The organism is Endozoicomonas sp. NE40 (genome assembly GCF_040549045.1).
GTDB classification, from domain to species: Bacteria; Pseudomonadota; Gammaproteobacteria; order Pseudomonadales; family Endozoicomonadaceae; genus Endozoicomonas_A; species Endozoicomonas_A lisbonensis.
In genome coordinates this window covers 1,703,326-1,727,508 of sequence record NZ_JBEWTB010000002.1, presented here as the reverse complement: position 1 = coordinate 1,727,508, position 24,183 = coordinate 1,703,326, and the positions used below count along the sequence as shown (strand labels likewise).

General features: G+C 49.7%; 33 protein-coding genes, 1 tRNA gene and 1 pseudogene. 23 read left to right on the top strand and 12 right to left on the bottom strand.

Annotation, left to right across the window (positions count from 1 at the left end):
- Positions 1-32 precede the first annotated feature (32 nt).
- The 4 genes and pseudogenes from V5J35_RS08790 (at position 33) to V5J35_RS08775 (ending at position 2,178) form a co-directional block, all read left to right on the top strand.
- Positions 33-299, top strand: a complete 267-nt coding sequence (locus V5J35_RS08790; protein ID WP_354007673.1) for a hypothetical protein — start codon at positions 33-35, stop codon at positions 297-299.
- Positions 296-1,339, top strand: coding sequence for a UPF0236 family transposase-like protein (locus V5J35_RS08785; protein WP_354007956.1), 1,044 nt, complete (start codon positions 296-298; stop codon positions 1,337-1,339). The genes V5J35_RS08790 and V5J35_RS08785 overlap by 4 nt, the downstream gene beginning before the upstream one ends.
- Positions 1,302-1,553 (top strand): annotated as a pseudogene (locus V5J35_RS08780) (competence protein CoiA family protein); the annotation flags it as partial. The gene V5J35_RS08785 and the pseudogene V5J35_RS08780, both read left to right, overlap by 38 nt.
- 1 nt (position 1,554) lies before the next feature.
- Entirely contained in the window at positions 1,555-2,178 is a 624-nt protein-coding gene (locus V5J35_RS08775) for a hypothetical protein (protein WP_354016533.1), read from the top strand.
- A 36-nt stretch (positions 2,179-2,214) separates the two neighbouring features.
- On the opposite strand, the gene V5J35_RS08770 is transcribed toward V5J35_RS08775, so the two are convergent.
- From V5J35_RS08770 to V5J35_RS08720, 11 genes are all read right to left on the bottom strand, one after another.
- Positions 2,215-3,588: a DNA cytosine methyltransferase gene (locus tag V5J35_RS08770; protein WP_354010889.1), complete on the bottom strand. Its 1,374-nt coding sequence runs from the start codon at positions 3,586-3,588 to the stop codon at positions 2,215-2,217.
- A gap of 89 nt (positions 3,589-3,677) precedes the next feature.
- Positions 3,678-3,881, bottom strand: a complete 204-nt coding sequence (locus V5J35_RS08765; RefSeq protein WP_354010888.1) for a hypothetical protein — start codon at positions 3,879-3,881, stop codon at positions 3,678-3,680.
- 91 nt (positions 3,882-3,972) lie between these two features.
- Positions 3,973-4,371: a beta-sandwich lipoprotein gene (locus V5J35_RS08760; protein WP_354010887.1), complete on the bottom strand. Its 399-nt coding sequence runs from the start codon at positions 4,369-4,371 to the stop codon at positions 3,973-3,975.
- 117 nt (positions 4,372-4,488) lie between these two features.
- Positions 4,489-5,673 (bottom strand): tyrosine-type recombinase/integrase, encoded by a 1,185-nt coding sequence (locus tag V5J35_RS08755; protein ID WP_354010886.1) that lies wholly within the window; start codon positions 5,671-5,673, stop codon positions 4,489-4,491.
- 216 nt (positions 5,674-5,889) lie between these two features.
- Positions 5,890-6,051 carry a hypothetical protein gene (locus V5J35_RS08750; protein WP_354010885.1) on the bottom strand — a complete coding sequence of 54 codons (162 nt, stop codon included), beginning with the start codon at positions 6,049-6,051 and terminating at the stop codon, positions 5,890-5,892.
- Positions 6,048-6,446 carry a hypothetical protein gene (locus tag V5J35_RS08745; RefSeq protein WP_354010884.1) on the bottom strand — a complete coding sequence of 133 codons (399 nt, stop codon included), beginning with the start codon at positions 6,444-6,446 and terminating at the stop codon, positions 6,048-6,050. The genes V5J35_RS08750 and V5J35_RS08745 overlap by 4 nt, the downstream gene beginning before the upstream one ends.
- Positions 6,447-6,454: 8 nt before the next feature.
- Positions 6,455-7,270, bottom strand: coding sequence for a DUF2303 family protein (locus tag V5J35_RS08740; RefSeq protein WP_354010883.1), 816 nt, complete (start codon positions 7,268-7,270; stop codon positions 6,455-6,457).
- A 42-nt stretch (positions 7,271-7,312) separates the two neighbouring features.
- Positions 7,313-7,657, bottom strand: a complete 345-nt coding sequence (locus V5J35_RS08735) for a hypothetical protein (RefSeq protein ID WP_354010882.1) — start codon at positions 7,655-7,657, stop codon at positions 7,313-7,315.
- A gap of 42 nt (positions 7,658-7,699) precedes the next feature.
- The gene (locus tag V5J35_RS08730) at positions 7,700-8,269 is read right to left on the bottom strand and encodes a 3'-5' exonuclease (protein WP_354010881.1); all 570 of its coding nucleotides are present in this window, start codon (positions 8,267-8,269) and stop codon (positions 7,700-7,702) included.
- Positions 8,270-8,308: 39 nt separating this feature from the next.
- Positions 8,309-8,626: a hypothetical protein gene (locus V5J35_RS08725; RefSeq protein WP_354010880.1), complete on the bottom strand. Its 318-nt coding sequence runs from the start codon at positions 8,624-8,626 to the stop codon at positions 8,309-8,311.
- Between the two features lie 176 nt (positions 8,627-8,802).
- On the bottom strand, positions 8,803-9,621 hold the full coding sequence (locus V5J35_RS08720) for a helix-hairpin-helix domain-containing protein (RefSeq protein ID WP_354010879.1): 819 nt from the start codon (positions 9,619-9,621) through the stop codon (positions 8,803-8,805).
- Between the two features lie 93 nt (positions 9,622-9,714).
- Here V5J35_RS08720 and V5J35_RS08715 point away from each other — a divergent pair, with 93 nt between their 5' ends.
- From V5J35_RS08715 to V5J35_RS08650, 14 genes are all read left to right on the top strand, one after another.
- Positions 9,715-9,933 carry a transcriptional regulator gene (locus V5J35_RS08715; protein WP_354010878.1) on the top strand — a complete coding sequence of 73 codons (219 nt, stop codon included), beginning with the start codon at positions 9,715-9,717 and terminating at the stop codon, positions 9,931-9,933.
- Between the two features lie 31 nt (positions 9,934-9,964).
- Complete coding sequence (locus tag V5J35_RS08710; RefSeq protein WP_354010877.1) at positions 9,965-10,198, top strand: hypothetical protein; 234 nt, start codon at positions 9,965-9,967, stop codon at positions 10,196-10,198.
- 24 nt (positions 10,199-10,222) lie between these two features.
- Positions 10,223-11,044 carry a phage antirepressor KilAC domain-containing protein gene (locus V5J35_RS08705; protein ID WP_354010876.1) on the top strand — a complete coding sequence of 274 codons (822 nt, stop codon included), beginning with the start codon at positions 10,223-10,225 and terminating at the stop codon, positions 11,042-11,044.
- Complete coding sequence (locus tag V5J35_RS08700) at positions 11,031-12,047, top strand: DnaT-like ssDNA-binding domain-containing protein (protein WP_354010875.1); 1,017 nt, start codon at positions 11,031-11,033, stop codon at positions 12,045-12,047. Before V5J35_RS08705 ends, V5J35_RS08700 begins: the two co-directional genes overlap by 14 nt.
- A complete protein-coding gene (locus V5J35_RS08695; RefSeq protein ID WP_354010874.1) occupies positions 11,950-12,732 on the top strand; it encodes a replication protein P in 783 nt (260 codons plus the stop codon). Before V5J35_RS08700 ends, V5J35_RS08695 begins: the two co-directional genes overlap by 98 nt.
- A 99-nt stretch (positions 12,733-12,831) precedes the next feature.
- On the top strand, positions 12,832-13,269 hold the full coding sequence (locus V5J35_RS08690; RefSeq protein WP_354010873.1) for a VRR-NUC domain-containing protein: 438 nt from the start codon (positions 12,832-12,834) through the stop codon (positions 13,267-13,269).
- Entirely contained in the window at positions 13,266-13,553 is a 288-nt protein-coding gene (locus V5J35_RS08685) for a hypothetical protein (protein WP_354010872.1), read from the top strand. The genes V5J35_RS08690 and V5J35_RS08685 overlap by 4 nt, the downstream gene beginning before the upstream one ends.
- 17 nt (positions 13,554-13,570) lie before the next feature.
- A complete protein-coding gene (locus V5J35_RS08680; protein WP_354016316.1) occupies positions 13,571-14,482 on the top strand; it encodes a hypothetical protein in 912 nt (303 codons plus the stop codon).
- A gap of 54 nt (positions 14,483-14,536) precedes the next feature.
- Complete coding sequence (locus V5J35_RS08675) at positions 14,537-15,169, top strand: hypothetical protein (protein ID WP_354010869.1); 633 nt, start codon at positions 14,537-14,539, stop codon at positions 15,167-15,169.
- Between the two features lie 32 nt (positions 15,170-15,201).
- Complete coding sequence (locus tag V5J35_RS08670; RefSeq protein WP_354010868.1) at positions 15,202-16,305, top strand: helix-turn-helix domain-containing protein; 1,104 nt, start codon at positions 15,202-15,204, stop codon at positions 16,303-16,305.
- Between the two features lie 68 nt (positions 16,306-16,373).
- Positions 16,374-16,450: transfer RNA gene (locus V5J35_RS08665), tRNA-Met, on the top strand.
- Between the two features lie 82 nt (positions 16,451-16,532).
- On the top strand, positions 16,533-16,934 hold the full coding sequence (locus V5J35_RS08660) for a M15 family metallopeptidase (protein WP_354010867.1): 402 nt from the start codon (positions 16,533-16,535) through the stop codon (positions 16,932-16,934).
- Positions 16,935-17,411 carry a hypothetical protein gene (locus V5J35_RS08655; protein WP_354010866.1) on the top strand — a complete coding sequence of 159 codons (477 nt, stop codon included), beginning with the start codon at positions 16,935-16,937 and terminating at the stop codon, positions 17,409-17,411.
- On the top strand, positions 17,408-17,683 hold the full coding sequence (locus V5J35_RS08650) for a hypothetical protein (RefSeq protein ID WP_354010865.1): 276 nt from the start codon (positions 17,408-17,410) through the stop codon (positions 17,681-17,683). The genes V5J35_RS08655 and V5J35_RS08650 overlap by 4 nt, the downstream gene beginning before the upstream one ends.
- Here the strand turns inward: V5J35_RS08650 and V5J35_RS08645 are convergent.
- The gene (locus tag V5J35_RS08645; protein ID WP_354010864.1) at positions 17,680-17,805 is read right to left on the bottom strand and encodes a hypothetical protein; all 126 of its coding nucleotides are present in this window, start codon (positions 17,803-17,805) and stop codon (positions 17,680-17,682) included. The two genes, V5J35_RS08650 and V5J35_RS08645, sit on opposite strands and share 4 nt — an antisense overlap.
- Positions 17,806-18,041: 236 nt before the next feature.
- Here V5J35_RS08645 and V5J35_RS08640 point away from each other — a divergent pair, with 236 nt between their 5' ends.
- The 5 genes from V5J35_RS08640 to V5J35_RS08620 are packed head-to-tail and all read left to right on the top strand — an operon-like array spanning position 18,042 to position 24,155.
- The gene (locus V5J35_RS08640; protein WP_354010863.1) at positions 18,042-18,584 is read left to right on the top strand and encodes a terminase small subunit; all 543 of its coding nucleotides are present in this window, start codon (positions 18,042-18,044) and stop codon (positions 18,582-18,584) included.
- The gene (locus V5J35_RS08635; protein ID WP_354010862.1) at positions 18,547-20,454 is read left to right on the top strand and encodes a phage terminase large subunit family protein; all 1,908 of its coding nucleotides are present in this window, start codon (positions 18,547-18,549) and stop codon (positions 20,452-20,454) included. Before V5J35_RS08640 ends, V5J35_RS08635 begins: the two co-directional genes overlap by 38 nt.
- Positions 20,455-20,468: 14 nt before the next feature.
- On the top strand, positions 20,469-20,669 hold the full coding sequence (locus V5J35_RS08630; RefSeq protein WP_354010861.1) for a hypothetical protein: 201 nt from the start codon (positions 20,469-20,471) through the stop codon (positions 20,667-20,669).
- On the top strand, positions 20,666-22,150 hold the full coding sequence (locus V5J35_RS08625) for a phage portal protein (RefSeq protein WP_354010860.1): 1,485 nt from the start codon (positions 20,666-20,668) through the stop codon (positions 22,148-22,150). The genes V5J35_RS08630 and V5J35_RS08625 overlap by 4 nt, the downstream gene beginning before the upstream one ends.
- Positions 22,137-24,155: a ClpP-like prohead protease/major capsid protein fusion protein gene (locus V5J35_RS08620; protein WP_354010859.1), complete on the top strand. Its 2,019-nt coding sequence runs from the start codon at positions 22,137-22,139 to the stop codon at positions 24,153-24,155. Before V5J35_RS08625 ends, V5J35_RS08620 begins: the two co-directional genes overlap by 14 nt.
- Positions 24,156-24,183: the final 28 nt, after the last annotated feature.

The following is a 24,183-nucleotide window of genomic DNA, read 5'->3' as shown; positions in this document are numbered from 1 at the left end:
GCTAAGAGTTCATTTTTCACCCGATGCGTTCCATGTCTACTTCCAAAACCCTTGCGGAAAAACTTGCTGCCCATCCAGAGCTTGAAAAAAGAGTATCTGAATTGATCAGTCTGGTAGAAGCCAAGTCCGGTCATCTTGACCGGGCTGATGAAGCAGAGGAAGCTGTCATTGAAAACCTTAAAGAACTGGGGAATGAGCTTCTGACGGACTGGGGAGCCCATAAAGAGAAGCAAAAGTTTGAAGAGGCCCACGATCTTCACTCTGAATCAAATACTAAAAAAAAGACCTCCACTGGATGACCACTTACGGCAAAGTTCGTCTCTGTGAGCGATGCTTGACCGTTGCAGGGCATCGTATACGCCCTTTTTCCGAGAATGCCCATATCCACTGTCGTGACTACTCTTTACCGTTACAACGGCGATTGGTGGATTTTGCATCAGACAGTTCTTTTGCAACAGCTTCACAGAAAATGGAAGAGCATTATGGCGTTATCGTACCTGAGTCATCAGTACGAGCCATTACCCTGGGTCACGCCCGCTGCATGAGTGAGCAATCTAAAGCTTCCCTGAAAAATTGTCAGGAATGTGTAGGAGAAGGCAAGCAGCTGATTGGTGAAATGGACGGCAGCATGATTCCAGTGGTTCTTTTTGATGAAGAAGCTGAAGGCGACAAGCGCAAGGCCAGAAAAGTTGACTGGCAAGAGGCCAAGCTTTGCTTGGTTTATGAACAAGGAAGTTGCGATAAGCGACATCGTGTAGTTATGGGAGAGCCCGGTGAAGCAGGCGATCAGTGGTTGAGTTGCGCTATTGAGCAAGGTTTGAATCGGCAGTCATCTATTCATTGTGTAAGTGATGGGGCTAAGTGGATTGCCAGCCAGGCAGACCGCGTATTCGCATCTCAGGGAAGTTTTCTGGTGGATTACTATCACCTTTGTGAGTACATCGCAGATGCTGCTAAAGAGTGCATTGGAAAAGATGAAAAAGCCCGTAAAAAATGGACTGATGAACAAAAAACAAGAATGAAAGCAGGTGAGTCAGAGAGAGTTCTGGCAGAGCTTGAGCCTTATCGTAACGGTAAGGTTGGAAAGGAAGCCAACAAATCGGAAGAGTGTCATCGCTATATCAGGAATCGTCCCGGACAATTTGATTATCAGGCGGCAGAAGCTGCCAATTTGCCTATCGGTTCAGGTGAAATAGAGAGCTCCAATCGTTCTGTTGTTCAAACCCGGTTGAAACTTCCCGGAGCATGGTGGAAACCAGAGCATGCTCACGATATGTTGAACCTTAGAACTTTAAGGGCTAATGGTGACTGGAATAAGTACTGGAAAGCCACTGGATAGAACACTTTTAATTGCACCCTACTTTAAAGACTTGCTTGCCCAGGAGCTTCGTAAGGAGTATGGAACTTACCTGAATACAACCCCAATCATTGAATACCCGATCCATGAAGTGAAAAGAATTGCAGATGTAGTGTTCGAGTTTCCTAATGGTTGGCTCGAAGCTCATGAAGTCCAGTTTTCATCTATTACCCCAGCAGAATTAGAGGAAAGAACCAATGACTACAAGAAGGCAGGTATTGACGTTGTTTGGTGGCTTGGCAAAAGTGCAGACACACAGCCAAACAGGGAGTGGGTTCGTGAAGTCTTCGGGCGAGTTTTCACAATTGATTGGCGTGAAGTCCACAGAAATATTACCGCGAACCAAGATTAAAAAGTATTCAGGCAGTGGAGAGGGGGACGGCTTTTTTATTGGTAAATGGGATTCGTATAACAAATTTCGGGCGGTATGGGAGCATCACGAACACCTACTTGAGTTTGGTGCTACAGCTGACCATGGCCCTTGGCCAAACGATACTGTATATCGACAGATTTTAAGAACTTTGATTACCTGGTCTTATGGTATATCAGGTAATGATCGGTGGCTGACCGCAGATGACATAAGAAGGTCTTTTTGTAGTAATGACAAACACGGTTTGATCCCCTCATGTGCAGGCAAGCTTAATACCCTTGTGAAAAAAGGTATTGCTATTAAATCAGGTCGGGGTAAAGGGGCTCGGTATAGAATTTCACCTGATTATCAAGAAAACATTAAGAGCTCGTCATATTTAATCAATCTTGCCCCTGCTAACGAAGCTGTACAGCTGGCTCGTCAGCGTGTGCTATCGAAAAGAAATCAGTAATTATTCGTTATAGTTATAGTCAATAGGATCAGTAGATCAAGCTGCTATTTCGGTGGCTGGCTTAACTATATTTGCCTCGGTTAAAGCCTTTGAGAAATAAGGCGGTACAGCATTTCCGCACCGGGCCACCTGACTGGTTTTTGTTAATCGTCTGCCTGTCGCGTCATGGTCAATGATGTAGTCCAGCGGAAAACCGTTGGCGGTATACAGCTCCCGGGGAGTAAGCATTCTCATGCCGATGTCGACGATCTGGTACAGTTCGCCTTTCACCGTCACCAGCCCGAAGCGTTCTTTAGTGGTAATGGTGTGGATGGGTTCTGCTACGGATACCGCGTTATCACCCGAGCCGTAATATTTCACCAGGAAGGCGTGTACCTTGTCTGAGTGATTGTTTCTCTTTTGCAGTTGTGCAGTCACCAGTGCGTTATGGTCTTTGCTGGTAACGGTATGAAGTGGCTCGGTCAGACTTGAACCGGTGACGCCTGTGTAATGCTTGGCGATAAAAGCTGTCACCAGAGAGAAGGCACCACCCTTTGGAGAGGCGGTAATGGTTCGTAATGGTTGCTCAATGGAGTGGGCAAGATCACGACCATTGTAATGAGCGATCGGTACAATGAACGGTTTCGGGTTATCAATAACAAACTTCTGAATGCCTTTGGCAATCCGGCGCAGAGTGTTCTCTGCCAGTGGTCTTTTTCTTTCAAAGATGCTCGGGCATGGAATTGACCAATCAATACATTCTGCAGCGGTTCGATAGGGTTGCTCTGTACCCGGGCCGTGAGTTGCTGGTGGCCAGACAATGGGCTGACCGTCACAACGGGCAATCAGGAACAGGCGCTTTCGTATGGTGGGTGCGCCATAGTCGCAGGCTCTCAGCTCTTTCCATTCCACGTTGTAGCCATAGGATTGCAGCTGGCTGACAAAGTGCCTGAAGGTGTCACCCTTGCGGATCGGGCAGGGCTGGTTGTTTTCCAGCAGTGGCCCCCAGTCCTGAAACTCTTCAACGTTTTCCAGAATAATCACTCTGGGCTTAACCCGCTTTGCCCATCGAACGGCGACCCAGGCTAAGCCCCGAATCTGTTTGCTTTTGGGTTTTCCGCCCCGGGCCTTGCTGTGGTGGGTGCAGTCCGGGGAGAACCAGGCAAGTGCGACCGGTTTACCATTGCAGGCTTTAACCGGGTCGACCTTCCAGACAGATTCACAGTAATGTTTTGTGTGAGGGTGGTTAATGGTATGCATTGCGATGGCTTCCGGATCGTGGTTGATGGCAATATCAACCGGCCAGCCCAGTGCCATTTCAATACCAGTGCTGGCACCGCCACCACCTGCGAAGTTATCAACAATCAGCTCTCCCGAGAAATTAAGACCCATCTGGGGATTGATTCGGTATTTGTTGTTTTCCTTTTCCATGGCACAAAGAATCCCCTCGGCTTTATTAGCCGATTTTTTTCTTATTGACATTTTTGTACTGAAATTAGGTAGCAGAACCTAATCAGCTGCTAGCTGCTTAATAGAGCTTTTGCAGTTTCGGCTGCTTTTGCTTCGGTCATTGTTCCAAGCTGATACGGCCCAGATTTGCATTGCTCGCAATACCAACCATTTCTTTTGAAAGCAGCCTTTGTTGGGATATGACTAATACAGCGATGGAACATTGCATCAGCTTGGCATTCTGGGCAACGAGGTATTTTCATATCTGAGAGCATTTGTTTCTCCTGTTTTCTTCTCTTGCTTTGAGATAACGAGTGTAATAACAGAGGGAGAGCAACCAGCCTTCGGCTGGCTGCTGGTGGCTTACTACCCGTTAATGCTGGTGTCTAAGTCAACATCAGGCAGAATGGACTGAGGTTTAAAATTAACTTTGTAGTGGTAGGTGCTTACATCCACTGATTCAAGCTGTTCTGCAAAGTAAGTAACGTTGTCGGAAAGCCCCAGGAAATGCTTTTTGAATGCGTTGTCACCTGTCTTGCAGGTAACATCCAATTTATTTCCGGCAGTATCGGCCTTTATTGAGCACCGCCCCTCAATGGTGAGCATATAGGTGTCAGTTATGCCGTTGTAGAACACGATCCTCCGGTTCAGTTCGAACATATCAGCCTTTTTTGAAAGGTTGCTTGATGCAATCTGTGCGTCACGGCTGCATCCAGCAATCAAAACAACGGCTATTGTTGATAGTGTGATTAGTGCCTTTTTCATCTTTTTAGTTCCCTGGTTGGTTTTCATTTTTCCGAGTGTAGGTTTTTAACCTTTGATTTCCCTGACGACTTTACCGCCTTCTGAGTCATACGGCTTTGACAGAGACAGTACTCCTTTTTAACTGTTGTTTTCCTTGCTGGTGGACAACGGCATAACCTGCCCATCCCCAAATATCTCAACCGCCCGGTTACCACACTCCGGATCGGCATCGGGCATCCACTTGCCGTATGTTCTGGCAATCTGGGTCCAGTCCGCATGACCCATCTGTTTCGCTACCCACATGGGGTGCTCTCCAGACGACAACATCATCGAGGCATAGGTGTGCCGTGTCTGGTATGGGTTCCGGTAAGCGACACCTGCTTTTTTCAGTGCCGGAGTCCATAGTGTTTTTCTGATAGGCTGGTCGCCTGCCCATGGCTTATTGGTGCGCGGGTTAAGGAATACGTGTTCTCCTGCCAGAAACGTCCAGCTTTTCTGTTGTGCCAGGGCTTCCAGTGCTGGCTCCAGAAGTTTCACATCACGACGGCCTGCATAGGTCTTGGTGCTTTCATCTTTTTTTGCCGCCTGGGTTTGCGCACGACGTACCCGAACAAAGCCTTTGACCCAGTCAATATCGCCCCAGCGTAAAGCCACCAGTTCTGATGTTCTCAGGCCTGTCCAGAAGGCAAACTGAATCAGGTTTTTTCCCTGACCTTTCATGGCGTTCAAAATGGCGTCCTGTTCTTCCCGGTTAAATGGGTCCACATGATCCTCCTTTGGTTCTTCTTTCTTGGAGTAAGACCAGCCCTGCAATGGATTCTGATCAATGATTTCATCGTCTACAGCGTCGTCCAGTGCTGAGCGCAGAGGGCTCAACAGGTTGGCAATCCTTTTATTGCCGCACGTTAATGTTCTTGCCCAGGCTTTTATGTGCTTGCGCCTGAGTTCTGTTAATACCTGGTGACCAAATGCCGGAATCAAAATGTTGTTAATGGTCTTGGTGTAATCGTTATAAGTGCTGGCACTGATTTCATTTTTCTTGGCCACCAGCCAGTTACTTAAATAGTGCTTGATGGTGACCACGTCCCCGGGAATACGGGCAAACTCTTTAGCCCTTGGGGAGTCAGGGAACGTCACTGCATAATCAAAGGTTCCCTTTTCAATGGCGTCCAAAATAGCCGCCCTGTGTCGTTCTGCCCGTTTCAGGTTAGCGGGGGTGGGCTTGAGCTTGACTCGCTCACGACAACGCTGTCCTTTATAGGGGAAACTGATTTCGATGGTGCTTTGGCTGACGGCTCGGACGCCAGACCCATCTCTACCCACAAGTCATAACCTCTTTGACTGATAACAATTCGGTTGCTGCCGGGAATGCAGTGATATTCCTTTCCCTCTTTCCAGTCTCCTTTCTGAATCCTTTTGTACACCCAGCTGTCTGACCAGCCGGTGAGCTCACAGAACTTTTTAATACGAACGTTGTCGACCATGGAATCTCCCCCAAGATTCTCAGCTCCATGCTGGTCTGAATGTGCAGCCTCTTAATCACTCTGCAGCTTCCTGCGCTTTCAGCAGGTCAATGCAGTCCAGTGGTGAACAACCTGGTATCACGCAGAGCAGTACAACCATGCCGCTGTTCAGGCAGATATGCTGACGGCCATACCCGTCAACGCCCCATGTATAGTCATTCAATAAACAGCCACTCATGCGCCTTTGTCCTGTGTTGCTTTCAGGGCATCACCTGCAATCTGAAACGCCAGCTCCCTTGCGCCTGAAATCAGGAACCGGTTTAAGCGGCTGACGCTGGTGGCTTCCTCATCACCGTTTTTAATGTTCAGCAGTGACGTTAACAGCTTGACCAGGTCTTCACGGTTTTCCTGATCCGTGAACAGGTAAGTCACTACATCGTCCATGGTGTAGACGACGTTGTTAACCACAACACCAGAGCCGTGTACCAGCTCAATGGTCATGCGGGTCGCTTCTTCCATACGCTGCTCGAAACGAATTTTCTGTTCCCGGGCCGGGCGAAACTGAATGATGTTGCTGTCCATGATGTTGTCCTTGTCGCTGGTGGATGAATGCCCGCCATCCGTAGCAGGCACTACAGCTGTTACTCTGGAAGCTCAGCTTCCAGTAGTTGCATCTTGTCCAGGGCTTCACCTATTTCTTTCATGACTCCGGCAAAGGCGTCTTCAATGATTTTTTCCGGCTCAATCAGCTGGTACCAGATCGTCAGGCAGCCTTCGTTGATGCGGTAACGAAGGCGAGCCTTGATTTCATAGGCTTCACCGTTGTGGAAAGGTGCCAGACCAATGGTGAACTCTTCCGGCACTTCCACAGTGTCTTTCTTTTCGTTCTGGTCACTGAACTGGAACTGCACTTCACCGGAACTCAGGCGAATGCCGGATGAGAAGACTGATTTACGGGTGACGTTGAACTTCAGGGCAATATCCAGAAGCTCTGCGCCAGACGGTGAGACAATGTCTTTAGCACGGTCTTCAAGAAACTCTGCAAAGTGCAGCTGATTCTTTTTGTCGCCATCGTGCCGTGTCCAGGCTTTCCAGTCCCGGGACAGGGGACAGGCATAATCTGCTGTGTGATGGTTCCAGCTTGGAAGATGCTGGCCGTGGCTTTCTCCCTGGGCGTGAAAATCCAGAATGGCACGGAAGGAGCGAGTGTCTTTATCAGCAAAGATGGTGCTGTACTCATCACCGAACCGGGCAACGTATTCGATAAAGGAAGCCGCTGTCTTCAGGTTGACCTTCTGACGGATCAGCAGAGGATGCTCAAGGGTCTCTTCCAGAGACTCTGCCTTAAAGCCCTCTGGCACCACCACAAACGGTGCGCTGTTGTCGTTTACTGTTCTGGTTTGCAGGCTGCTGCCCAGTCCAACCAGTTGCTCTACGGTGTTGTTGAGATCGCCCATTGTTTTCTTATTTCCTGTGTTGGGTTGCTGTTGTGGTGGCGCTTACTGCGCCAGGGTTTTCAGTGGCCGGTTATCTGATTCAATGGCTTTGAGTTGCAGCTCAGGCTGATTCGGATCATTGCGCAGCAGGTCGCCATCGGCTGTGGAGTACATAATGGCTTTGGCCATATCCAGCCTTGGTTTTTTGTTATTCACAGCAGGAGTGATGATGACGGTGTCTTCATCCCGGGCGTTGTGCAGTTGCACTTTCAGCTTGAGGGTCAGCTCTCCCATCCGGTGAGTGTCACGCACCGCTTTGACCAATTCGCTCAGCTCATCGGTCAGTTCAGCTTCCAGCATGCCTTTATTGAGGTAGGCAATGATCTGGCTGAATGGGGTTTTATCCATCGTTTTATTCTCTTGTTTATGGTTGTTGTTTTACTTCGTTTTTTACTGCTGAACTGCAAACAGCTTCTGCCAGATAATGCTCACGTACCGAGCCTGATGAATGGCATCATCCAGAGCGTTATGGTGTTCGCCTTCTCTGGGTAGTTCGTTCTTTGGATCAATACCCATCTGTCGCCCGAGCATGACCATGGTGCGAACACAGGTGTCTTTGCTGAATGACCAGGGTTGCCTGATCCACGTTTTGCGGAAGGCATGGGATAAGATGGCATTGTCGTAAGCAGGCCCATTACCCCAGACGTAGACGTCACTCTCACCGGCACTCACTTTGATAAAATTGCTGAACTGTTCCAGTACAGTTTTAAGGCTGCAGCGGTTCTCGTCACTGAACACAGCCCGGGCCGCGTCGCTCTGCTGCATCCACCATTCAACGGTTGAGGCGTCAATATCACCGTCGTAATACTGGGAACTGGAGAGTATGACGGGCGCATAAAAGCTTTCGTCCATGGCACCGGTAGCCGGGTCAAAAAAGACGGCACCAATGCTGACAAGTGCCGCGCTAGTGGTTTTGCCTGCGGCTTCGATATCGACCATCAGGTGTTTTGCAGTGTTCATATAGTTTCCTGTTGTTGTTTTGATGATTCCCAAAGCCGCCTAAGCTCGGCTCTCTTTTCCAGCTCGTCCTGTTCGTCCAGCCATTTCAACAGCTCGGTTTCCGCCCGGACGACTAAACGGCTTGCAGTGCCGGCAGCACACGGGGATTTTCTCCTGACCCGTACGGCCACAATGCAGGCATTTTTGCAGGCTCCCATTCATAACGATCCCCGTTCCCTGAGTGGTTAGCAGTCTGACCAGGCGGCGAATAACGCCTTTGTTTTGCCTTTTGCTCTGGTCCCGTTCTGCCAGTTGGGTTCTTAACTTCTGTATGGCCACCAGCTGGCTTAAATCCTTTATTTTTATGGCTTGTTGCATGGCTTCATCCCTGAAGGTGCTTACGTTGATTATCAATGTGTACCTTTTAGGTAAATATGTCAATACCAAAAAGGTACATTTTTTTTGAAGAAGAGGTAAAAAGTCAGGACTGAGTATTTTCAGGACACAAAAAAGCCCGGATAACCGGGCTTGGAGTAGAACGAGTAGTGGATCGACTAGAACCAGTCCCCCCATCCATCAGGGCGTTCGTTCAGATTACTGAAGTTTTCAAGGTTGGCAGTATTAATGGTTTTCTTGTGTGTATCGATTTCAATAGAGCGTATACCGGGTGCTGATTCATGATCTCTAAGCAGCACGCCGTAGTGCTCTTTTTCAACGACAAACAGGTCTAAGTGACTGGGCGCAGATGGCAGAGCAATGAAAAGGGCATCTGGATTTATGGCCTCCAGATCATTTTCATAAATGGTGATAGCGTCTTCTTTGTATGGGATATATAGAATGATCCGCTTCCATTCCGGGTGACTTGTATCAAAAGAGTTTCTGTAGATATTGGCTGAAAGAGTCAGCCTCTGTTCAGCCAGAATCCCTTCAACTTCAGAGGTAATCTGCTTTTCCAGCTTATGCTGCTCGTCTTCTGCTTCTGCCAGAAGTGCTGCGGCTTTGTGCTCTAGTTCAGAGATTTTTCGCCAACGCTGGAAAGACGTTACTACTGTCGGCCTGGTTTCTTTTTTCTCTTGGCTTATGGGTGTGTCGTTATCAGATGATACCGTTGCAGACTGCTTGCTGAAGAAAACTTCTTTATTGTTCTGGTCGTCAAGAGACTCACGATACGTATCCAGCCAGCCGTGTGGCTTGTCAAAGCTTTCCTCTATTTCGCGCGCAACTTTTCCCCCGATGGCTTTGGTCGGGTTCTTCCCAATCAGGCGGCTGACATAGGTTGCAGACTGGTCAATCGCATCAGCAAAGCGACTCATGGTCTTGAACCGGTTAGCCAGTAGCCGGGCGTTGTGTCTGCGTATCTCTTTTATATCCATAAAGGTATTAGATAAAAGTTGTCCAGCAGGGTACACGCCCATTTGTTTAAATAAAACTTGTAATATATGTACCTAAATAGTACATTTTTGTTCATGAAACTTTTAGAACACTACCTGACACTGGATTCAGGCCAAAAAAAAGCACTGGCCAGAGAGATTGGATCAGAAGTTTCCTACCTTCGGCATTTGGCATACGGCAGGAAGCAGCCAAGTCATAGTCTGGCTAAAAAAATAGAGACTGCAACCAACAAGCAGGTGACTCGTAGCGATTTACGGCCGGATATTTATCCGCCAGAAGAGTTTCAGGAATAACCGCGTTATTCACTGGCAAGGAGCCACCAGCATGAAAAGACCCACCAGCAAGATTCTTATGATTACCAGTCGTCAGCAGGCGCGGCTGCAAGGTGTTCAGTATTTAACCGTTAAGCATTCTGAAGACAACTGCTCCCAATGCGGATTACAGATATCCAGCCAACGCCAGATCGAACACCCGGGGTGCAGTTTTTGTCAGGTGTGTACTGATCAGCTGCAAGATTCTAATCAGTTTCATAAAAGCAAACGACCGAACCAACAATAAGCATCCAGCTGAGGGGGAATCAGTATGGACGTATCGTATATGCCGGTGATTGCCGGTATCACCATCACCACAGACGATAAGGGGCGTTTCAGTCTGAATGCCCTGCATAAGGCCAGCGGGGAAGGCAGCGGTAAGCAACCATCGAACTGGTTACGTCTCTATAGTACACAGGCGCTGGTGGAAGAACTGGTTAACTCATCAGATATGATGAGTTTGCCCGTAGTCCGGAAAGAGGGAAGCAACGGCGGCACTTTTGCCCATGAACTGCTCGCCATTTCTTATGCAGGGTGGATCAGCCCCTCTTTTCAGTTACAGGTCAACCAAACTTTTCTGGATTATAAAACCGGAAAACTGCAACCCATACCAGCAGACGACAACGATCTACTAGCCCGTGCAGTGCTGGTGGCCCGACAGCAACTGGATGATAAAAACCGAACGATTCAAGAACAGCAGAACCAGATTGAACAGGATCGCCCCAAGGTAGAGTTTCATGACTCGGTGACTGCCAGTGATCAGGAGGTGTCTGTTCAGGAAGCGGCAAAATTGCTTGGTACGGGCTCTCAGCGGCTTTTTCATTTCCTTCGGGAGTACGGCTACCTGATGATGGGCTCCAGGCAGCCCACTGACCGCAACTTGCCTTATCAACGTTATATCGACCAGGGCTTTTTTACTGTTCGGCTGAAGTCGTTTAATCACCCGGATGAAGGAAGAACCGAATACAGCAAAACCATGGTGACGGGTAAAGGGCTTGTTCGACTTGGTCAGCACCTTCGGGAAATTGAGATCCGGCAACAGCTGGAGCTGAAACAGGAACGCAGTCAGGGGGTGACGTATGAACCAGCTTGAATACGAAGCCCTTGAAGACGAGTACCTGACCCATGAGGCTCGTACCCTGTATGTTTTGTGCCTTCGTCGCTATATGGACTTTTCCACAGGTTTTGTCGGTACAGCCCGTCGGCGCATCAGTTATCAACAGTTTAAAGAGTATCTGTCGGTAAGCCGCCCTCGTCGTTCAACCATCAAACCGTTTATTCCTTCGTCACAGCAGTTAAGAGGCTATATCGAAGAGCTGGTTCGGGTTGGGCTGGTGGTTCGCATGCCCAAGATGAGTAAAACCGACCCGATGGTGTTTCGTCTGCCACTGGCGACCACTGACTTACAGCAACCGGATTTTTTCCATTCAAATGAAGAGCAACACCTGAGCAACAAAGGACAGCAACAGGCACAACAACAAAAACAGCAACATGAAGAAGAACAAAGGCAAAGCCAGAAAACACAAGGTTTGCAGGCACAAGAACAACAGGAAGAACTGCAGCCAGAGCAACAGGAAGAGCAACACCAGAGCAACAAAGAAGAGCAACATACATCCGTTTCTTCCGTTAATAACACATCACACACACATAACGCGCGCGAGGCTGAATCGCTGGCATCGTTTGATCAGCGTTTTGCTAATCCTGTGGATGCTTACCCTGACCACCAGCCTGAGCCTGGCCAACCCACTGGCCGTAAATTCGCCATGTATTCCAGTTGGCAGCCGGATCACACCTTCACGGACCAGGCGAAAACCCTCGGGTTAGACCTGACGACACTGGACAGCGAGCAGGGCGAACGTATTGAGCAGGCGCTTGTGGAGTTTCGTACGTATCGGATTGAATCTGATCCCAACGAGGCTAACACCCAACGACTTTGGCAACAGAAGTTCATACAGACCAGCCTGAAACGGGAATTAGAAAAACAGAGAGGGAATGCTCATGGAAACCGCAATCAGCAAGGTAAGCGCCGCCATACAGGGTCAGCAATTACCCGTCCATTCACCGCTGGAGACTTCGACCTCGACGCTGACTTCTGAGGAGATGACCCGCGAACAGCGGAACGCTGTCAATTACTTTTACGCCCGGGTTAAAAGCGTTTACGGCTCCAAGTACAAGGTCACTTTTCCGGTACCTGAAGGTGAAGAACACTCGCCAGAAGAAAAGCTATCCAAGCGTGAATGGGGTGGCCAGGTGATGAACCTGAGCAGAGAGCAGATTGATAACGGTATCAGCAAGCTAAAGCAAAAGCTGGTGGATCGTCAAAAGGACTACGACTGGCCAAACATTCCATTCATTGCCGCATTGTGTCAGCCAAGGCCTGAAGACTACGGAATGCCTGACACTGAAAAAGCCTGGCATGAAGCGGAACAGCATTGCCACCACGTTGATAAACACCAGTGGAGTCATGAGGCGGTCAGGCTGGCAGGCAAGCGCACCGGCTGGTTTGAAATCATGGGAGCTGAGACTGAACAGCGTCGTGAAAACCTGAAAGCCATGTTTGAGCGTCATTACGATTACCTGATGCACCGGGTTATGAAAGGCAAGTCGTTACAGGGCGCTCAGGCATTGCTGGAAAGCGACAGCAACAAAAAGCCTGTTAATCCGGCTGAACGGTCAGCGCACTACAACGATCGTAAGCAACAGGAAGCAATGAAAGCACAAGGAATTAATCCTGCTGGTGGCTATGCAGAATTTAAAAAGCGTATGAGGTTGGGGTCATGAGTGAGTCAAACGGCAATGGTCTGGGGTGGGCGTTACTGGGTGGCCTTATCTTCTGGGCGTTGATCTTTGTTCTGATGATGGCAATGGCGGAGGGGTGATATGGCGATTAATGCAGATCCACAGGCGTACAAAAAAGCCATGACCAGGAAGTTCAGGAAACCGCCTGTTGATCGGGAAGGCCCACAGCAAAAGCTCTTCTTCGACTGGCTTAGGTTTACACACCCTGATGTATATAAACACACCTTCCATATTCCCAATGGTGGTCAGCGTAGCGGCAAGGCTGGCGCAAAGATGAAGCGGGAAGGTGTGAAGCGTGGCGTACCAGACATTATGGTCGCACTTTCCAAAGGGCAGTGGCCTGCATTATTTATCGAGTTCAAGGCCGCCAAACCCCATGACTCTAATGTCAGTGCAGAACAAAAAGAATGGCTGGACCGGTTGAATAAAGCAGGATACCTGGCAGTGGTTTGCAGGGGCGTAGCAGAAGCCAAAAAGGCAATCACAGATTACCTGATGGCGGATGAGGTGCCGTATTGATTCAGCGTGGCAAGGACGGCATCCAGAAACGGCGGTTAGAAAAGTGCAGCTATCAGGATTGTCATGAAGGCATGGTCAGGGCAATGTTCGGCTCTTTAAGTGAATGCGCCCAGTGTGACGGTTTAGGGCTGGTGGACGCAGAGACCGGCGAAGCTCTGCCCAAACGGGAAATTATCAGACAGCTGTTACTCAGGCTGAAAGAAGAACAAAGAAGACACCGGGAGTACTCAGAGGGTGTTCGCAAGCAGTTAGAACGGCTGCGTGACTACGAACGGCGTAGTTAAAGGATTCGGGGGAAGGGATGAGATTTTATTCAGCACGGCAGGCGATTCACGAGGCATATTCCATCCACCTCAGGAGCAAGGGCTTTGAGGTTAAGTTGACCGATGCGCTACGGGAACCTGACTTTAGTGGTTACTTGCGCAAGGCTCACCGGAAGCATCACGACGATGAAGCCCGGGATGAGCAGAAGCGTGCAGAGCTGCTGTCATCTTTTCATCCTGTAGGGCATTACCAAGAAGATCGTTCGGTTAAGCTGGATGCCAACCGCCTGATCAGCGACAGTGCCGAAGCCGGTAAAATCATAGCCGCTGTTGAAAGGCTTCCCGATCATCTTAAAAGCTGGTGCTACTGGTGTTACTCCCCACTGGGCCAGCTGGACAGCAGCTCTAATCAATCCCTTCTGAACCTTGCAGAGAACCGGCAAAAGGTTGTTGCCTTACGCAATGAACAGGAACGGCTGGCAGACCTGGCTGATACTCTCGAAGCCCGTATCAAGCGCTGTAAGAACACCAAGCGCCTGAATGAACTGTTGGAACTGGATGAAGATAAGTTGCTGGTGGACGCTGCACGTCTTGAGCAACAAGCTGGCCGGATTGAAAACGCTTTGCGCTTGGGTGATCGTTTTTCGGTTGAACTCTGGCGGTGGCTGGATCTGCTGGTGGAGGAAGCCGTCAATGATAAGGTTCGTTTAAAAACCCGTCGTCATATCAAGGATGTGGTGATCGCTTCTTTTTACAATTATCGGCACAAAGTTTACAGCGTACGAAAAGACTTTTTGGGTCCGAAAGCAATATGTGAAAGATTTGAAATACCTTACTCCCATTTTGAACGAGATTATCGGCGATGGATTTTCTGGAGTACTGAAATTTGTGACTATTTGGAGAGAATATCTTTACGACCAGTCAGTCGTTTGGTTGACAAAGTAGAATAATAGCACCATTATACGGGTTGACAAATCTAAAAATCAGCACCTTTAGGGGAAGTTATGGATCTACACCCGAATCAGTATCACCAGAGTCTTACTCAGGAGCGGCTAGAAAAAATTGCAGAGCGTTTGCTGCAGGCTGTGAATACAACTTTAGAGTCTCACACAGATAAGTTTGATGATGGGTACACTAGAGGAAGTTGTTTCTTCGGAAGAGCAAAGAATTCATTACTTGATATGGCTCAAAATACAGATTGGATGGATCTTGCAAAAGACGGTAATGATATAACACCTACTATTGGTGAAGTGCCGTTTCGTTTTGCTCGGGAACATGATGTAGATAGCCCTAAAAAGAGACATATATCTAGACAGTCGCATTATGAGGCTGGTCAGTTTGAATTGGCATTTCCTGACCAGATTTCAGAGCTTGCTACCTGTCGTTTTTATATTCAGGCACCATTATCTCATAAAGGAGATATGGACGAAGCTGAAGAGTTATCGGATTCAAAGATAATTTTTGCAGGGTTTAATCTGTATGAAGAAAGGCTTTTTTCGTGGGAATATAGGAAGAAAGTCCGTACCTTGCATGTGATTGATAGTAGTCTTCCCGAAGCGGTAGAGGCACCAGAGCCAAGAGTCTTCATACCAAAAGACGATTCTGGCGAAAAAACAGAGATGAGCGAGCAGTCTTAAGCCAGATTGCTCAGCTTAATGAGGAATAGAAGGTGAACGTGCCATTTTTTGGAAATAGTGTAAGGCTTGCTCGATTATATTCGAATAAGACATTGAATGAAGTTGCAGATGCTCTAGGGGTTACACGGCAGTATATCTCTCGGCTTGAAACTGATAAGGCTATACCATCTGAGGAGTTTTCTGAACGGCTTGCTGGAGTGTTAGGAGTCAAAAAAGGCTTTTTTCTCCATTACGAGCCTGGGCAGGTTGGCGAGCACCAGTTTCACTTTCGCAAACTGAGAAGTACAAAAGTAGGAACGAAGAACACAACTATTGCGATGGCTGAAATTTATCGGCGCTTAGTTGGCTATCTGGAAGGAAAACTGGACTTTCCTGAACTTAATATCCCGTCAATCACTGCGAGTGATCCCGAAGATATAGAAAATGCCGCCGAGCAAGTCAGATCAGAATGGGGACTGGGCTTGGGTCCTATAGCAAATATGACCAGATGTCTGGAAAATGCCGGAGTACCCGTTACTTTTTTTAAGGGAATATCCAGAGAAGTTGATGCATTGTCTGTTAGTTCTAAGAGGCCTGTCATTGTTCGTAACGATTACAAAGAAAGCCCCGGTCGACTGAGATTTGATCTTGCTCATGAATGTGGGCATCTGGTCATGCATGAAGGGCGTCTGACGGGGTGCAGGGCTACAGAAGGAGAGGCAAATAGATTTGCTAGTGCTTTTTTGGTTCCAAGATCAACTTTCTTGGCCGCTTGCCCGGTAATGGATCGCATTAGCTGGGAGAAAATCAAAGAGTTGAAAGCTTATTTCAAAGTCAGCAAGGCGTGTCTGCTTTACCGAGCCCGGCAACTGGATCGTATAACGGAGCAGCAATATAAAAACGCCATAATTAGATTGAAAAAGCATGAGGGTAAGCAGGAGTTTGATGATTTCCTTTTGGGTGAGTCAGAAAAGCCAGAACTCGTAAATAATGCTTTAAAAGCCCTGTGGGAACATTATGGAATTGGCATTAGCCAAGTAGAAAAAGAATTAAACTTATTGCCCGGAATGTTGATTAATGTTCTTGGTTGTTATGAACCGCCTGCTAGCCATGGTAATAATGTAGTATCAATCAATAAATTTGCAGTTGGCATGTGATTTAGTACATAATTATCAATATCGAAAACCTCACCCAGAAATGGCGTGGGGTTTTTTTATGCCTATTTGGCGGGATAGAGCAGATGGTCAGCTTGTCGGTCTCATAAGCCGAAGGTCGCTGGTTCGAGTCCAGCTCCCGCCCCCATTGCCTGCTGTGTGTGAATGCCCCGGTTCCATTCCCCCTGGGACTGGGGTCTTTTCCACCAGCACCAAAGCAAATAATAACAATGCCTGCATTCTCCCAACGATCAAAAGCCCGGCTGGATACCTGTCACCCAGACCTGCAACGCCTGATGAACAAGGTGGTGGAGCGTTATGACATCTCCATCATCTGCGGTCACCGTGGCAGGGAAGAACAGGAAGAAGCTTTCCGGACTGGCAAAAGTAAAGCCCGGTTCGGTCAGAGCAAGCACAACAGCCTTCCGAGCAGAGCGGTTGATGTCGTGCCGTGGCCGTTTAATTCCAGTGATTGGGACGACTGCGATTACTTCTCACACATGGCCGGTTACATCATGGCAGTGGCTGATGAACTGGGTATCAAGGTTCGGTGGGGTGGTGACTGGAATGGTAACCGCCGTACCAGTGATGAGACCTTTGTCGATATGCCGCACTTTGAGTTGGTGGATTGAATGATGCTTACAGCAATTACTGGACTGATTAGCACAGGAATCAATGCCTGGTCTGAACGTTCCAAGCAAAAGGCAAACCTGAAAAGCATGGAGATTAGTGCTCAGGCCCGGTTGAAGGTTGCCAAGCTTGAGTCACAGATTAAACGAGCTGAAGCCGGTGACACTGCCGCTATCAATCTGGATCAGTTGAGTTTTGAGCATCGGGGTTGGAAGGATGAGTATCTGCTGATATTCACAACCGCACCTGTATTAATCCTGTTCCTTGCCCCCCTGATTGAGCTGGCTCTACTCAAAGATATTTATCTGGCCGGTGATCTCACCACAGCGGTGATGGCTGGGTTCACTGCACTGCAACAGACACCGGACTGGTATCTGGTGGCTTTGTTGTTGGTATACGTTGATACATTCGGGTTCCGCAGATTGTTAAGAGGGGTTGTGGAAAGTCAGTTAGGGAAGTTGGTAGGGAATAAGAAGTGACTGAAACAATCAGTAAGGATGAGGCGCAACGCATTGCCAAGCAGGCAGCCCATGAGGCTGTGAGTGAGCTGCTGCTCAGGTTGGGCATTGATGTCAATGACGCTGATGAGATTCGTTCTATGCAGGCAGACCTGATTTACATCAGGCAACAGCGCAAAGCTGCCGAGCAGGTAGGTGCAAATGTCAGGCGTGTCGCCCTTGGTGCGTTTGTTACTGGCCTTATCTCCCTGGTTATTACTGGTATTACTCAGTACTTCAGGCAGACTGGTTAATAGAACGCCAGTGACCCATGATCCTCAAGCTGGAATGCGTCACTGATCAGGTAGCCATCTGGATTCATGCAAACTGGCCAGACGATACCATCCGCAGAGGTAAGGCTGTGATCTGCATTCACATTCCACCCTTTGAGATTGGAACTATACAAGCCAGGACCGGGGCTCATACCGTGCCGCTCACTACTGAGGGTGAGGATAGTGATATGGCAGTGGTCAAACGTTGGCTTGCTTCTCAACATAACAGGTCAAAGCCCTGACCTCAGCGGGTCCTTTCCAGCCCTCCCCCGCTGGAGGGTATGGGGAAGCGCGGAAATTGGGGATTTATGAGGTTTTACTGAGTCAGGTTGTTGTTTAAATGTCACGAAAAAAACAACCACAGCCCGAAGCACATTGGCTGAATAAAACCAACATGGCCGCAAGCCTGGGTGTTAGCGTTCAAGCCTTTGAAAAATGGGGCGTTCCGCCGCTTGGCAAGTTTGGTCGTTCGGTCTATTTCGATGTTCGTTCAGTGCTGGAAAATCGCCTCGCTCATGAGGTGTCAAAACAACAACCAACCAGCATCGAAGACCTTGACGAAAACTCGATTGAGTTTGAACGTTACCGACTCACCAAAGCGCAGGCAGACGGACAGGAATTAAAGAACGAACTAGCTCGGGGCGAAGTGGCTCCTGTTGAATTACAAAGCTTTGTTCTTGGTCGGTGCCTGGCTGAAGCAGCGGGCATTCTTGATACCCTGCTTCTCAACATGAAGCGCAAGCATCCGGAACTGACACCGGTCCAGTTAGAAAACTTCAAACGCGAGATCGTTAAATCACAAAACGCCATATCCCGTGGCAATGAGTTGATCCCCCAGTATCTTGATGAATATCTCTCCGAAACAGCTGCGGAATCTGTGTAAGGCTGCAAAGCTGGGCTTTATGGCCATGCACCGGCCAGTGCCAATGACCTGCACTGAATGGGCAAACGAAAACTTTTACCTGTCTGCTGAGTCAGCCTACATCGAAGGCCGTTGGGAAACTGCGCCGTTTCAGGTAGCGATTCTGAACAGCATGGGTAATGACGAGATCCGGGTGGTTAACCTAGTGAAGTCTGCCCGGGTTGGTTATTCACAAATGCTAAAAGCTGCCACGGGTTACCTGATCGAACACAAAAAGCGCAACGGTATGATCCTGCAACCCACTGACGGGGCAGCTCAGGGATTCATGAAAGCGCATATTGAAACGGCTATTCGTGACGTTCCGGTACTGAAAGCCCTTGCGCCCTGGTATGGGAAAAAGGATCGCAACAACACACTGGACGCTAAGAAGTTCAGCAACCAGCGTCAGCTCTGGTGTCTTGGTGGAACGGCTGCAAAAAACTATCGTGAAAAGTCTCTGGACTTTATTGAATACGATGAGCTGGCCGCTTTCCCTGAAGATGTTGAAAAAGAAGGCGCCCCCACGTACCTCGGTGACAAGCGTCTGGAAGGTTCAGCTTTTCCTAAATCTATCAGGGGCAGTACGCCGAAGATAAAAGACCAGTGCCAGATAGAACGGGCAGCCAAAGAAGCTGAGACCGAGTTCCGCTTTTACCTGTCTTGCCCCCATTGTGGTAAAAAACAGTCATTGAAGTGGGGCGGCAAAGATGCCTCCTTTGGCACCAAGTGGGACGCAGGCAAGCCGGACGACGCCTGGTACCTGTGTGAACACAACGCCTGCGTTATTCGTCAACATGAGTTATCGCCCCTGCATGAACAGGGTGAATGGCGTTGTGATAAAACAGGGCTGGTCACAAAAGACGGTATGGAATACTTCAGGGCCGGGCAACTGGTGGAGACACCGGATTCTGTCACCTGGTATGTCTGGACAGCGTACAGCCCATTCACCACCTGGGGGCGAATCGTCCGGGACTTCATCAACGCTAAAGACGACCCGGGCAAACTAAAAACCTTTGTGAACACGACACTTGGCGAAACCTGGGACGACGAAACCGGCGAAAAGCTGGAATGGGAAAACCTCTACGCGCGGCGTGAACATTATCTCCCTGCTATTCCGGATCGTGCTGTTTATATTGCTGGTTCTGTGGATACTCAGGATGACCGCCTTGAAGGGAAGATCAAAGCCTACGGCCCGGGGGAAGAAAGCTGGCTGATTGATTATGTACGGTTGATTGGTGATCCATCCGGTGAAGTACTCTGGCAGAAACTTACAGACTGGTTCGACCGTACCTTTGATCATGCCTCTGGTGTAAAGATGCCTGTCGGGCTGATCTGCATTGACTCCGGTGGTCACTATACCGACGAGGTATACGCATGGTGTCGTCATGACCCAATGCGACGAATCCCCATCAAGGGCGCATCCATCTACGGCAAGCCAGTGGCTACATTCCCCCGTAAGCGAAACCGCAAGGGTGTCTACCTGACCGAAGTGGGTACCGACAACGCCAAAGATATTATTTACTCCCGTCTGGCGGTTCAGGCGAAAGATTTAGATAACCCGATCCGTGGTTACATGCACTTGCCTATCGCAGAATGGGCAGACGAAGCCTATTTCAAAGGGCTGACCGCTGAGCGTAAAACCATGGACTTCTCCAAAGGTCGCCGGATTTATCGCTGGGTCTGCCGGTCCGGTGTTCGCAACGAACCTACTGACCTTGAAGTGTACAACCTTGCCGCCGTTCGAATCGCTCAACAGCACTTTGGCCTGGACCTGGAGAAGGCCAGACCGGAAGGCAAGAAAGCCTCATCCGCTAAAAAACGCAAATCCGTTCACAAATCCAGCTGGCTCTGACTGGTAGGAACCTCATGTCTAAAGAACAGGAAATGATCGACCGCTACCTGCAGGCCGAAATGGACTTGCTGGAAGGTAAGGACGTGTCGTTTAACGGGCGTCGTATGACCATGGAAAACCTGTCTGAAATCCGGCAGGGGCGCCACGAGTGGGAACGCCGCCTGCAGGCAAAGAAAGGTGTTAAGCGTCACAGTTACGGGAAAATCAACTGGTGAATATTCTCGACCGTATCATTGCGCCGTTTGCGCCAGAGAAGGCACTGAACCGTCTGCGTGCCAGGGCTCAATTGAACATACTGGCACAGCACGAAGCGGCGCAACCCTCCCGCACCCGTAAAACCAAACGCTCCAGTGGTTCCGGTGATGCCGTTGCCCTGCATGGAAAAAGCCTGAGAGAGCAAGCCCGGTGGCTGGATGAGAATTACGACCTGGCGGCGGGCATACTGGACGAAAAGGTAAAGGGGATTATTGGCGCCAAAGGCATACTGATCGAACCAGCACCGAAGAACAATAAAGGTGAGATCCTGACCGACTTTGCCGCTGAGTTGTCACGGCTCCATGAAGACTGGTCCCGTTCTGCCACTACCTGTGGAATGGCACGTACAGACGCTGAACGGGTTGTCTGCCTGAGCTGGTTACGGGATGGCGATATGTTGGGCCAGATGGTACAGGGTCGGGTTAATGTCTTTCAGTTCAGAACCTCTGTCCCTCTGGCTATCGAATTATTGGAAGCCGATTACCTGCCCGCAGAAACCACCATCGACAGTAAGAACAATATTGTCGGCGGTGTTGAGCGTAATGCCTGGGGGCAACCGACAGCCTTTCATATCTATAAAGACCATCCCGGCAACGTTCTGGGCAACTGGAACCTGAACACCAAGCGTGTACCCGCTGATCGAATCCTGCACCTGAAACTGACCCGTCGCTCCCGTCAGGCCCGGGGGATTTCCCTGCTCGCTCCCGTTATCCAGAGGCTGGGTGATTTACGAGACTACGAGCACGCCGAACAGGTCGCTGCCAAGGTGGCTGCTGCGCTCACTGCTTATATCAAGAAGGGTGAGCCGGCCATGTATAACCAGAATCAGGGCGACGATGAACGTTCATTTGATCTGGGTCCGTTGATGGTGTTCGACAACCTGCAGGCGGGTGAAGAGGTCGGAACCGTTGAGAGCAATCGACCCAGCGCACTATTAACGCCTTATCGTGATGCCATGTTGAAAGCCGCCTGTGCCGGTACAGCCAGCAGTTACAGCACTGTCTCCCGTACTTACATGGGCAGTTATTCCAGCCAACGGCAGGAACTGGTGGACGTCACCAGCACCAACGCTGTGTTTCAGGATCAGTTCATTAACAACTGGACAATACCAAGCTGGGAAGCATTGGTTCGTGTGTCCATTGCTGCGGGTCTGGTGAAGCCCCCGAAAGAGCTCGATGCCCGAACACTGTTTGATGCTGAATACCTTGGCCCTGTGATGCCGTGGATTGATCCGGTGAAAGAGTCCAACTCATGGAAGCAGAACGTCCGCAACGGTCACGCCACCGACGCTGAAGCCGTTCGTGCCAGAGGGCGAAACCCTGCCGTAGTCAGGGCTAAGCGACTGAAAGAAGTAGAACGTAACCGGGAAGACGGACTTGTGACGGATACCGACCCTTACTACGACAAACCAGAAAAGGCGACAGACGATGCCCAAAAATAAATTGACTATTCGCATGGTGGCTGACTCGGTCGCTGAACTCATCATTTACGAAGAGATTGGTGGTTGGTGGGGTATCACAGCTCACAATATATCAGACCAGCTCAAATACCTGCGTGCAGAAAAAGGCACCGTTAATACCATCAAGCTCAGGCTCAATACACCAGGCGGTGATGTTTTTGAGGGTGTGGCGATCTACAACCTCCTGAAACAAGACAGCGCTCAGGTTCATGTGTATGTCGATGGTATGGCTGCTTCTATGGGCAGTGTTATTGCTATGGCAGGTGACAAAATAGTGATCGGAGAATCAGCAGCATTCATGATTCACAACCCGACTGCCGGGGCTATTGGAGAATCAGAAGACCTTCGTCATATGGCGAACCTGTTGGATCAGGTAAAAGCCTCTCTGATGACAACCTACCAAAAGCGTACCGGACTGAGTGAAGAAGAACTTACCGCACTGATGGATGCCGAAACCTGGTACTTCGGACAGGAAGCCGTGGAGGCCGGTTTTGCGGATGAAGTATTTGAAGCACCTGCCATGGCTGCCAGCCTGCGTAACGAATCCATGAGTAAGTTCCAGTCTGTGCCTGAAAGGGCGCAAGCCTTTTTTCAGTCAGTAAACCCTCAACCCCACAATGAGGGGGCCGCCCCTCAGTCTAACCCGAAAGGAGAAAGCACCATGCCTAAACCGCATGAAACCGAGGCAGCGGGCGGCAACCCTGCACCTGCAGCCAACCAACCAACCCAAGAGACAGCCCCCAGTGTTCAGGAGCGCAACGACAGCATTAAAGCTGTGTTCGCCCCGTTTGCTGATCAGCAAAATGACCTGCTGATTGAATGCCTGTCTGACACATCCATCACCAAAGAGCAGGCTCAGGATAAGTTGCTGGCCAGGCTGGGTGAAGGCACAACCCCAAGCGCCCCGTCTGCCAGTGTGACAGCGCACGTCAGCAACGGTCGTATCGTTTACGATGGCCTGCTGAATGCTCTGGAAGCCCGGGTTTTTAACGATGTAAAAGCCGAGAAAGACAACAGCTTCAAGTCATTCAGCCTGCTGGAAATGGCACGGGCTGCACTGACTGAACGTGGTGTCAGTATGGCAGGCTACGGTGATCGCATGAGCATGGTGGGCGCTGCGTTCACTCACAGTTCAAGCGACTTTGGCAGTGTACTGGCTGACGTGGCACACAAAGCCATGCTGCGGGGCTGGGAAGAGATGCCGGAAACCTTCGGCCAGTGGACCCGTCAGGGTAATCTCACTGACTTTAAAGCCAGTAACCGTGTCAGCCTGAACACCTTCCCAAGCCTGAAGAAGGTAGCGGAAGGAGCCGAGTTCAAGCACGGTAAAATCAGTGACCGTGGTGAACAGATCATGCTGGCCACTTACGGCAAGCTGTTTGCCATCACCCGTCAGGCCATTATCAATGATGACCTGTCAGTGTTTACCCGTCTGCCACAGGCAATGGGTCGTGCGGCTCATCGTACAGTGGGTGATCTGGTATACGCCATTATCACCGGCAACCCTGAGCTGAGCGACGGCAAGGCACTGTTCCATGCCGACCACAGCAACGTCCTAACCGGAGGGTTGAACACTTCCAATCTGGATAAAGCACGCACTGCCATGCGTACCCATAAAGACGGCGACGCTCACCTGAACATCGCTCCCGGTTACCTGCTGACTCCGGTGGCCCTGGAAGGCACTGCTGGCACTCTGTTACGCTCTGAAGCAGACCCCAGCAAAACCAACAGCAAAGCCGCCAACCCTGTCTACAACATGGTTGACCCGGTGTCTGAAGCGCGTCTGGATTCAGCGTCTGCAGAAGACAGTTATCTGGTAGCCGGTGATATGTACGACACCATTGAAGTGGCTTACCTTGACGGCAACCCTGCGCCACGTCTGGAGCAACAGGCAGGCTGGAGCGTTGACGGTACCGAGTTCAAGGTGGCGATCGATGCCGGCGTGGCTCCCATGGACTTCCGTTCTTTCGTGAAGATCGGCAAGTAAGGCTAACGCCCGGCTCAAATGGGTCGGG

Excerpts from the sequence above, each read along its gene's own strand:
- V5J35_RS08715 (WP_354010878.1), top strand. The coding sequence starts at position 9,715 with ATGAAACTTTTAGAACACTACCTGACACTGGATTCAGGCCAAAAAAAA.
- V5J35_RS08635 (WP_354010862.1), top strand. The coding sequence starts at position 18,547 with ATGAATATCTCTCCGAAACAGCTGCGGAATCTGTGTAAGGCTGCAAAG.
- V5J35_RS08655 (WP_354010866.1), top strand. The coding sequence starts at position 16,935 with ATGATGCTTACAGCAATTACTGGACTGATTAGCACAGGAATCAATGCC.
- V5J35_RS08710 (WP_354010877.1), top strand. The coding sequence starts at position 9,965 with ATGAAAAGACCCACCAGCAAGATTCTTATGATTACCAGTCGTCAGCAG.
- V5J35_RS08700 (WP_354010875.1), top strand. The coding sequence starts at position 11,031 with ATGAACCAGCTTGAATACGAAGCCCTTGAAGACGAGTACCTGACCCAT.
- V5J35_RS08735 (WP_354010882.1), bottom strand. The coding sequence starts at position 7,657 with ATGGATAAAACCCCATTCAGCCAGATCATTGCCTACCTCAATAAAGGC.
- V5J35_RS08790 (WP_354007673.1), top strand. The coding sequence starts at position 33 with ATGTCTACTTCCAAAACCCTTGCGGAAAAACTTGCTGCCCATCCAGAG.
- V5J35_RS08775 (WP_354016533.1), top strand. The coding sequence starts at position 1,555 with ATGACTACAAGAAGGCAGGTATTGACGTTGTTTGGTGGCTTGGCAAAA.
- V5J35_RS08760 (WP_354010887.1), bottom strand. The coding sequence starts at position 4,371 with ATGAAAAAGGCACTAATCACACTATCAACAATAGCCGTTGTTTTGATT.
- V5J35_RS08630 (WP_354010861.1), top strand. The coding sequence starts at position 20,469 with ATGTCTAAAGAACAGGAAATGATCGACCGCTACCTGCAGGCCGAAATG.
- V5J35_RS08770 (WP_354010889.1), bottom strand. The coding sequence starts at position 3,588 with ATGGAAAAGGAAAACAACAAATACCGAATCAATCCCCAGATGGGTCTT.
- V5J35_RS08695 (WP_354010874.1), top strand. The coding sequence starts at position 11,950 with ATGGAAACCGCAATCAGCAAGGTAAGCGCCGCCATACAGGGTCAGCAA.
- V5J35_RS08680 (WP_354016316.1), top strand. The coding sequence starts at position 13,571 with ATGAGATTTTATTCAGCACGGCAGGCGATTCACGAGGCATATTCCATC.
- V5J35_RS08765 (WP_354010888.1), bottom strand. The coding sequence starts at position 3,881 with ATGCTCTCAGATATGAAAATACCTCGTTGCCCAGAATGCCAAGCTGAT.
- V5J35_RS08725 (WP_354010880.1), bottom strand. The coding sequence starts at position 8,626 with ATGCAACAAGCCATAAAAATAAAGGATTTAAGCCAGCTGGTGGCCATA.
- V5J35_RS08720 (WP_354010879.1), bottom strand. The coding sequence starts at position 9,621 with ATGGATATAAAAGAGATACGCAGACACAACGCCCGGCTACTGGCTAAC.
- V5J35_RS08660 (WP_354010867.1), top strand. The coding sequence starts at position 16,533 with ATGCCTGCATTCTCCCAACGATCAAAAGCCCGGCTGGATACCTGTCAC.
- V5J35_RS08750 (WP_354010885.1), bottom strand. The coding sequence starts at position 6,051 with ATGAGTGGCTGTTTATTGAATGACTATACATGGGGCGTTGACGGGTAT.
- V5J35_RS08705 (WP_354010876.1), top strand. The coding sequence starts at position 10,223 with ATGGACGTATCGTATATGCCGGTGATTGCCGGTATCACCATCACCACA.
- V5J35_RS08675 (WP_354010869.1), top strand. The coding sequence starts at position 14,537 with ATGGATCTACACCCGAATCAGTATCACCAGAGTCTTACTCAGGAGCGG.
- V5J35_RS08690 (WP_354010873.1), top strand. The coding sequence starts at position 12,832 with ATGGCGATTAATGCAGATCCACAGGCGTACAAAAAAGCCATGACCAGG.
- V5J35_RS08740 (WP_354010883.1), bottom strand. The coding sequence starts at position 7,270 with ATGGGCGATCTCAACAACACCGTAGAGCAACTGGTTGGACTGGGCAGC.
- V5J35_RS08785 (WP_354007956.1), top strand. The coding sequence starts at position 296 with ATGACCACTTACGGCAAAGTTCGTCTCTGTGAGCGATGCTTGACCGTT.
- V5J35_RS08640 (WP_354010863.1), top strand. The coding sequence starts at position 18,042 with ATGTCACGAAAAAAACAACCACAGCCCGAAGCACATTGGCTGAATAAA.
- V5J35_RS08730 (WP_354010881.1), bottom strand. The coding sequence starts at position 8,269 with ATGAACACTGCAAAACACCTGATGGTCGATATCGAAGCCGCAGGCAAA.
- V5J35_RS08620 (WP_354010859.1), top strand. The coding sequence starts at position 22,137 with ATGCCCAAAAATAAATTGACTATTCGCATGGTGGCTGACTCGGTCGCT.